Below are 8,448 nucleotides of genomic sequence, written 5' to 3'. Positions count from 1 at the left end.
GCCACCCCCGCCGTCCGGGTGCCGGCCCGCTTCGCCCGCACCGTCGGCGCCGAGCTCGCCGACCCGCTCACGCCCATCCTGGCCACCGGCGCCGCCGCGACCGCGGTGCTCGGCGAGGTCACCGACGCCGTGCTGGTCGGCAGCGTCACCGCGATCAACGCCGTCGTCAGCGGGCTGCAGCGGATGCGCGCCGAGAGCACGCTGGAGTCGCTGCTGCTGGAGCAGGCGCACTGCGCCCGCCGGGAGACCGACGGCGGCACCGAGGAGGTGCCCACCACCGCGCTGCGCCCCGGGGACGTGCTGCTCGTCGAGCCCGGCGACGTCATCGGGGCGGACGCCCGGCTGCTGGACGCCGAGGACCTGGAGGTCGACGAGTCCAGCCTCACCGGGGAGTCGCTGTCGGTCGCCAAGTCGGTACCCGCGACACCGGGGGCCGAGCTCGCCGACCGCACCTGCATGCTCTTCGACGGCACCACCGTGGTCGCCGGGCGCGGGCGGGCCGTCGTCGTCGCCGTCGGGCCGGCCACCCAGGCCGGGCGGGCCGCGCGCGCCGCCGGGGGCGCGGCGCCACCGGCCGGCGTCCAGGCGCGGCTGGCCGAGCTCACCCGCGCCGTCCTCCCCCTCACGCTCGCCGGGGGCGGCGTGGTCACCCTGCTCGGGGTGCTGTGGGGCCGCCCGCTGCGCGAGTCGGTCGCCGCCGGGCTGGCGATCGCGGTCGCCGCGGTGCCCGAGGGGCTGCCGCTGGTGGCCACCGTCGCCCAGCAGGCGGCGGCCCGGCGGCTCTCGCGGCGCGGCGCGGTGGTGCGCAGCGCCCGGGTGCTCGAGGCGCTCGGCCGGGTGGACACCGTCTGCTTCGACAAGACCGGCACGCTGACCGAGAACCGGCTGCGGGTCACCCGCCTGCTGCCCCTGGACGACGGCGGCGAGGAGGACCTGCTGCGGCTGGCCGCGGCCGGCATGGGCAACGGCGACGACGGCGCGCACGAGACCGACCGCGCGGTGCTGGAGGCCGCGGGCGAGGCGTGGGACGGCCCGCCCGACGCGAGCCTGGCGTTCGCCGCCGGGCGCGGCTTCTCCGTCGCCGTCCGCGACGGCCGGCTGGTCGTGAAGGGCGCGCCCGAGGTGGTGCTGCGCCGCTGCGCCGGCGCCCCCGAGCTGCGCGACCGGGTGCGGCAGCTGGCCGGCGAGGGGCTCCGGGTGCTCGCCGTCGCCGACCGGGAGGTCGACGGGACGCCGGAGGAACTCGACGGGGCGGCCGCGGACCTGACCCTGCGCGGGCTGGTCGGGCTGTCGGACACCCTCCGCGAGTCGTCGGTGCGCGCCGTCGAGCAGCTGCGAGCCGCCGGGGTGCGGGTGGTGGTGGCCACCGGGGACCACCCCGAGACGGCGAGCGCGATCGCCGCGCAGGCCGGGGTGCCCGACGCCGATCGCGTGGTCACCGGCGCCCAGCTGGCGCGGGCCACCGACACCGAGCGGGCGCGGCTGGTCGCCGGCACCGCCGTCTTCGCCCGGCTCTCCCCCGAGCAGAAGGTCACGCTGGTGCAGGCGCTGCGCCGGGCCGGGGCGACGCTGGCCATGACCGGCGACGGGGTGAACGACGCCGCCGCCATCCGGCTGGCCGACGTCGGCGTCGGCGTGGAGGGCGCGGAGTCGCCGGCCGCCCGCACCGCCGCCGACCTGGTGCTCACCGACCTCGACCTCACCCGGCTGGTCGACTCGATCGCCGAGGGCCGGGCCATGTGGTCGCGGGTGCGCGACGCGGTGTCGGTGCTGGTCGGCGGGAACGCCGGTGAGGTGGCCTTCACCGTGCTCGGCACCGCCGTCGGCGGCCGGGCGCCGGTGAACACCCGCCAGCTGCTGCTGGTCAACCTGCTCACCGACATGTTCCCGGCGCTCGCCGTCGCGGTGGCCGCACCCCGCCAGGTGCCGGTGGGCGACGACCACGGTCCGCTGGCCGGGCACCCGCTGGCCGCCGTGCTGAGGGCCGGCCCGCACCGGGGCTTCACCGCAGGGGTGCGCCGGATGGTGCTCGTGCGGGGGGCGGCGACGACGGCCGGGGCGACCGCGGCCTGGCTGGTGGGCCGGGCGACGCCGCTGTTCCCCGGCCGGGCGAGCACGATGGGGCTGGCCGCGCTGATCAGCACCCAGCTCGCACAGACCGCGTGGTCGGGGCGGCGCAGCCCGCTGGTGCTGGCCACCGTGGCCGGGTCGCTGGCGGCGCTGGTGACGATCGTGCAGACGCCGGGGGTGAGCCGGTTCTTCGGCTGCACGCCGCTGGACCCGGTGTCGTGGTCGGTCGTGCTCGGCTGCGCCGCCGCCGGCGCCGCGGGCGCGGAGCTGGTCCCGGGCCTGCTGGCCCGGTCGGGCACCGGGGAGGGCGGCCCGGGCACCGGTCAGATCCGGTAGGCCCGCAGCTTCGCGTAGAGGGTGGGGCGCGCGAGGCCCAGCTCGCGGGCCGCGGCGGTCTTGTTCCCGCCGCACGCGGCCAGCACGTCGGCGATCACCGTCGCCTCGGCCTTCTCCAGCGGGGTCAGCCGGCGGCCCCCCGGTGGCGCACGCAGCTCCGGGGGCAGGTGCTCCACCCCGACCGGGCGCCGGCCGGCTGCCGCGACCGCCGCTCGCACGGCGAGCCGCAGCTCGGCCACGTTGCCCGGCCACGGGTGGTCGCGGCACGCGGCCAGTGCCTGAGGTGTCCAGCGCACCCCGTGCGGTGAGAACTGCCGCACCAGTCCGTCCACCTCGGCGGTGCGCAGCCGCAGCGGCGGCACCTCCACGACCGTCGCCCCCAGGGCGTCCAGCAGCCGGGTCAGGTGGTCGGCCGGTCCGGTGATCGTCGCGGTCACCCGCAGGGGCAGCGACGGGAGCAGGACGGCCAGCCGGTCGGCGTCCAGCGGGGACAACCGCTCCAGGTGCGCCAGCAGCACCGCTCCGCCCGGCACCGCCTGCAGCTGCCCGGCCCACGACCGGCACCCCTGCGTCGCGTCGAGCAGCAGCGGCTCCTCGGCGAGGGCCGCCAGCGCCCCGGCGAGCAGGTGCCGCTTGCCCGTTCCGGCCTCCCCGCGCACCGCCACGGTGGCGCCGTCGGCCAGCAGCCGTCGCACCAGCGCGGCCGCCCGGTCGGTGGCGGACCCGGCGGCGTCCCCACCCGGCGGGGGGTCCGCCGGCGGGGGGCCCTGCGCCGGCGGGTCCAGGACGAGGACGGCGCCGGAGACGCGCGGCCCCTCGGTGACCAGCCGCAGGGTGGCGGTGCGGGAGTCGAGCTCGGGGATCGTGATCGGGCCGCCGTCCTCCACCGCCCCCAGGATCCGCGACCACAGCGCGTCCCGGTCGACGTCCAGGGCCGCGGCCGCGCGGTTGGTGATCAGGACGTCGGGACCGAGGGTGATGACCGGCGCCCCGCCGCGCGACGAGGTGAGGAACTCGTCGAAGAGCTGCCGCTCGCGCGCACCGGCAGCGTGCAGCAGCGCCTCCTGCACCTCGCGCACGAGCGCGAGCACGGCCGGCTGCAGGCGGTCGTTGGTGTCCTCGGCGCGGCAGGTGATGTTGACCGCGCCGACCCCGCGCCGGGTGAGCGGGTGCGGCACGGGGGCGGCCACGCAGGTGAACCGGTGGAACGGCTCCTTGAAGTGCTCGGAGCCGCGGACCGTGGTCACCCGCCGCGCCTCCAGCGACGTGCCGAGGCCGTTGGTGCCGGCGTGCTCCTCGTCGAAGGAGAAGCCCTCGACGACCTCCATCCGGTCCAGGTCGGCGCGCAGCGCGGGGTCCGACACCCACCGCCACAGCACCTGGCCGGCGCTGTTCGTGATCGCCAGGCAGGTGTCACCACCGACGAGCAGCGGGGCGAGCCGGGCGACGACCGGCACGGCCGCCCGGGCGAACCGGGTGTCCACGTCGGGCTCGAGGTAGGGCAGGTCGACGCGCTGGGGGTCGACACCCGAGAGCCGGGACCGGCGCCAGGACGTGAGGATCTCGGCCCGCACGCCGTCGGTGGCCTCCTCGCCCAGCTGGAACTGCTCCCACGGACTGACCACCACCGGCCACCGCCCTCCCGGGACCGTCCCCCGCCGAGCGTCGTGCGAGCGGGGTCTCCCGACCGTCAGATTTCTGAACACCGATCCGGGTGTGACGCAGCTTACTTTCTGGGCCACCGCCGTCACGAGGAGAACGTCATGGACCGACTGCGATTCGGCACCTTCCTGGCCCCCTTCCACCCCGCCGGTGAGAACCCCACCCTGGCGCTCCAGCGGGACCTGGAACTGGTCGAGCACCTCGACCGCTGCGGCTACGACGAGGCCTGGATCGGCGAGCACCACTCGGCCGGGACCGAGATCATCGCCTCGCCGGAGATCTTCATCGCCGCGGCCGCCGAGCGCACCCGGCACATCAAGCTCGGCACCGGCGTCACCTCGATCGCGTACCACAACCCGCTCTGGGTGGCCGAGCGGATGGTGCTGCTGGACCACCTCACCCGCGGTCGCGCGATGCTCGGCTGCGGCCCCGGCTCGCTGCCCACCGACTCGATGATGCTCGGCCTCACCCCCACCGACACCCGCGAGCTGCTGGAGGTCGACCTCGACATCATCATGCGGCTGCTCCGCGGCGAGACGGTGACCGCGCAGACGAAGACGCACAACCTCGTCGACGCCCGGTTGCACCTGCGGCCCTACACCCAGCCCTGCTTCGAGATCGCCGTCGCGGCCGTCGCCTCCCCCACCGGCCCGCGCATGGCGGGCACCCACGGGGTGGGGCTGCTGTCCATCGGCGCCACCCTCACCAAGGACGGCTTCGACGCCCTCGCCCACCACTGGAACGTCGTCGAGGAGCGGGCCGCCGCGCACGGCCAGACCGTCTCCCGCCGCGACTGGCGGCTGGTCGGCCTGATGCACGTCGCCGAGACCCGCGAGCAGGCCTACGCCGACGTCCAGTTCGGCATCGAGACCTGGTTCCGCTACTTCCAGAAGACCGCGGCCTTCCCCCAGATGGCGGTCGAGGGCGGCGACGCCAAGGAGATGATCGACTTCATCAACGAGGCCGGCATCGGGGCCATCGGCACCGTGGAGGACGCCCGCGCCCAGGTGCAGCGGTTGTGGGACCAGTCCGGCGGGTTCGGGGCCATGCTGCTGCTCGGCCACGAGTGGGCCAACCCCGCGGCGACGAAGCGCTCGTGGGAGCTCATCGCCCAGCACGTCATGCCGCACTTCCAGGGCGGGGAGATCAGCCACGCCCAGCGCACGCTCGATGCGAAGGCGTTCGCGACCGGCAAGCGGGAGGGCTACGCGGCCGCGCAGATGCAGGCCGTCGCGACGATGACCGAGCGCTACGAGAAGGAGAAGGCCGGCACCGCCTGACCCCCGGTCCGCCCGCCCCGCGCCGCCCCGAACGAGGAGCAGCAGATGAACCGACCGCCCGGGGACGACGGTGTCCGCGACCATTTCCGCGAGGTCATGGCGGGCGTGCCCACGCCGGTCTCGGTGGTGACCAGCCTCGACGACGGCAGGCCGCACGGGACGACCGTCAGCGCGTTCGCCTCCCTGTCGATGGCACCGCCCATGGTGCTCGTCGCCCTGGACCACAGGTCCGACCTGCTCGCCGTCGTCCGCCGGACGAACCGCTTCGGGCTCAACGTCCTCGGCAGCGACCAGGCCGCGCTGGCGACCGCCTTCGCCCGCAAGGGCGGCAGCCTGAAGTTCACCGGGGTGCTGTGGGAGACCGCCGACGGCGTGCCCCGGCTGCTCGGGGCCCGTGGCTTCCTCGGCTGCGCGGTCGCGCGGGTGGTCGACGGTGGCGACCACGTGGTGCTGCTCGCCGACGTCCGGGTCGCCGACTCCGGCACCGGGCACCCGCTGACCTACTACTCGCGCGACTTCGGCACCCACGTCGCGCTGGACGCGGTCCGGCCGTGAACCCGCCGGAGCCCTTCCGGGCCACCGCCGGCGCGGTGCAGTCCGCGGTCGCCGCGCTCGCCGGTGGCGAGCTCGTGGTGGTCGTCGACGACGCCGACCGGGAGGACGAGGGCGATCTCGTGGGCGCCGCGGAACTGGTCACCCCCGACCGGATGGCCTTCCTCGTCCGGCACACCACGGGGATCGTCTGCGTGCCCATGAGCGCATCCCGCGCCGACGACCTGCGGCTGCCCCTGATGGTCGCCGACAGCACCGACCTGCACGAGACCGCGTTCACCGTCAGCGTGGACGCCGCCGGTACGGGCACCGGGGTGTCGGCGGCCGACCGCGCGGCGACCGTGCGCGCCCTCGCCGACCCGGCCACCCGTCCCGGTGACCTGCGGCGCCCCGGTCACGTCTTCCCCCTCCGTGCCCGCGCCGGCGGCGTCCTGCGGCGGGCCGGCCACACCGAGGCCGCGGTCGACCTGCTGACGATGGCTGGGCTCTCCGGGGTCGGTGTGATCAGCGAGATCCTGGCCGACGACGGCTCGATGCGCCGCGGCCCCGATCTCCGCGCCTTCGCCGCCGCGCACGGGTTGCCGCTCCTGGCCGTCGCCGATCTGGTCCGGTACCGGCGGGCGAGCGAGCGCCTCGTCGAGCCGGTCGGGGGCTCGGCCATGCCCACCGCCTTCGGCGACTTCCGCGCCGTCGCCTACCGCAGCACCCTGGACGGCGTCGAGCACCTGGCGCTCGTCCTGGGGGACGTCGCCGCCGCCGGCCGCTCGGAGGCCGGTGTGCTGGTGCGGGTGCACTCCGAGTGCCTCACCGGCGACATCCTCGGATCGCTGCGCTGCGACTGCGGGGCCCAGCTCGAGCAGGCGCTGCGCGCGGTCGCCGCCGAGGGCTGCGGTGTCGTGGTCTACCTGCGCGGCCACGAGGGACGGGGCATCGGGCTCGGGCACAAGATCCGCGCGTACGCGCTGCAGGAGCTGGGCCTGGACACCGTCGACGCCAACACCGCGCAGGGGCTGCCGGTCGACTCGCGCAGCTACGGCGTGGGCGCCCAGATCCTCGCCGACCTCGGTGTCCTCCGGCTCCGCCTGATCACCAACAACCCCGCCAAGCACGGCGGGCTCGACGGCCACGGGCTGCAGATCGTCGACCGGGTCGCGCTGCCCACCGCGCCGACCCCGCACGACGTCCGCTACCTGCGGACCAAGCGGGACCGCCTGGGTCACACCGTGCTCACCGGGCCGGAGACCGCAGACACCAGCTGAACCCCCCGCGGCACCGTGCGCCCGGTGACGTGGCAGCACGGTGGGTGAGGACGCGCGCGGCCCGACGATCTGGCGCCGACCGCAGCCACCGAGGGGTTGACCTGCACGTTCGGGGCCGAGAGCGTGACCGTCCTGGATCGCTCCAGCTCAGGGGAGGATCGCGATGGCGCTGTACGTGTACCGCTGCGAGGACCACGGGCTGAGCGAGCGCGCGCTGCCGATGGGCACCGCCGGGCGGACCGCGCCCTGCGACGACTGCGGCTCCCCCGCCGTCCGGGTCTTCACCGCACCGCGGCTCTCCCTCGGCGACGCCACCCGCCGCGCGCTCATCGACCGCACCGAGCGGACCCGCGACGAGCCGCAGGTCGTCTCGTCCCCGCCCGCGCGCCCGGCGCGCGCCCCGGCAGCGGCCGCGAACCCGGCGCTGCGCCGGCTGCCGCGCCCCTGACCCCGCCGCCGTCCACCGGGACGGCGACCCACCCACCACCGAACCGAACGGGGACCGCGACACCGCACCAGCGATGAGGGGGAAGTGCAGATGGCCAGCGTGGGACTCCTGTACGTCGGAGCCGTCCTGATCCTCAACGGGCTGATGCTGCTGGGCCGGGTGGACGCCCGGGCCGCCGCACCGCTGAACTTCTTCGTCGGCGGCCTCCAGGTCATCACCCCGACCTGGCTGATCTTCACCTCCGGCGGGGACCCCGACGTGGTGCTCGCCGCCTCGGGGCTCTACCTGTTCGGCTTCACCTACCTCTACGTCGGCTTCAACCTGCTCGGCGGCCTCGACGGCACCGGCCTCGGCTGGTTCTCGGCGTTCGTCGCCGGGTGCGCCCTGGTCTACGCCGGCCTCAACTTCGGGCGGCTGGACGACCCGGCCTTCGGCGTCATCTGGCTCTACTGGGCGGTGCTGTGGGCGCTGTTCTGGGTCGTGCTCGGGCTGAAGCGGGAGGAGTGGACCCGCTTCACCGGGCTGGTCGCCGTCGTCGCCGGTGTGTTCACCGCCGCGATCCCGGCGTTCATGCTGCTCACCGGCGTCTGGGGTGACTACCTCACCGAGTCCGCGATCGCCCTCGCCGTCATCTGCCTGGCGTCGCTCGCGCTCGCGCCGCGGCTGCGCGTCCCCCAGCCGGCCGAGGCGCGCGCACCCGCCCCGGAGTTCCGCGAGGCCGACGCGCCGCCGTCGCCCCGCACCGGCACCCCCGCCGCCCACGAGGGGAGGTGACGTCCTCCCCCTTCCGGACCCCCCCCCCCGCTGCACCGGCGGTGCAGCGGGGGGGTGGGTCCGGAAG

At 76.0% G+C, this 8,448-nt stretch carries 7 protein-coding genes; 6 read left to right on the top strand and 1 reads right to left on the bottom strand.

Annotated features, from left to right (window positions below):
• On the top strand, positions 1 to 2,406 hold a 2,406-nt coding region (locus tag E9549_RS21805), incomplete at its 5' end, for a cation-translocating P-type ATPase (protein WP_236828690.1).
• Here the strand turns inward: E9549_RS21805 and E9549_RS21800 are convergent.
• Positions 2,394 to 4,031 carry a sigma-54-dependent Fis family transcriptional regulator gene (locus tag E9549_RS21800; RefSeq protein ID WP_236828689.1) on the bottom strand — a complete coding sequence of 546 codons (1,638 nt, stop codon included), beginning with the start codon at positions 4,029 to 4,031 and terminating at the stop codon, positions 2,394 to 2,396. The two genes, E9549_RS21805 and E9549_RS21800, sit on opposite strands and share 13 nt — an antisense overlap.
• Positions 4,032 to 4,169: 138 nt before the next feature.
• Here E9549_RS21800 and E9549_RS21795 point away from each other — a divergent pair, with 138 nt between their 5' ends.
• The 5 genes from E9549_RS21795 to E9549_RS21775 all read left to right on the top strand — a co-directional run bounded on the left by E9549_RS21795 (position 4,170) and on the right by E9549_RS21775 (position 8,381).
• Positions 4,170 to 5,348, top strand: coding sequence for an LLM class flavin-dependent oxidoreductase (locus tag E9549_RS21795; protein ID WP_236828688.1), 1,179 nt, complete (start codon positions 4,170 to 4,172; stop codon positions 5,346 to 5,348).
• A gap of 45 nt (positions 5,349 to 5,393) precedes the next feature.
• A complete protein-coding gene (locus E9549_RS21790; RefSeq protein WP_236828687.1) occupies positions 5,394 to 5,903 on the top strand; it encodes a flavin reductase family protein in 510 nt (169 codons plus the stop codon).
• Complete coding sequence (locus E9549_RS21785) at positions 5,900 to 7,159, top strand: bifunctional 3,4-dihydroxy-2-butanone-4-phosphate synthase/GTP cyclohydrolase II (RefSeq protein ID WP_236828686.1); 1,260 nt, start codon at positions 5,900 to 5,902, stop codon at positions 7,157 to 7,159. Before E9549_RS21790 ends, E9549_RS21785 begins: the two co-directional genes overlap by 4 nt.
• Positions 7,160 to 7,322: 163 nt before the next feature.
• Positions 7,323 to 7,607: a zinc ribbon domain-containing protein gene (locus E9549_RS21780; protein WP_236828685.1), complete on the top strand. Its 285-nt coding sequence runs from the start codon at positions 7,323 to 7,325 to the stop codon at positions 7,605 to 7,607.
• Between the two features lie 90 nt (positions 7,608 to 7,697).
• A complete protein-coding gene (locus tag E9549_RS21775; protein WP_236828684.1) occupies positions 7,698 to 8,381 on the top strand; it encodes an AmiS/UreI family transporter in 684 nt (227 codons plus the stop codon).
• Positions 8,382 to 8,448 lie beyond the last annotated feature (67 nt).

The sequence above is a fragment of the Blastococcus sp. MG754426 genome, assembly GCF_021699055.1.
Lineage (GTDB): Bacteria > Actinomycetota > Actinomycetes > Mycobacteriales > Geodermatophilaceae > Blastococcus.
Note: the sequence above shows the minus strand (reverse complement) of the source record. Positions and strands in the feature narration are given on the sequence as shown.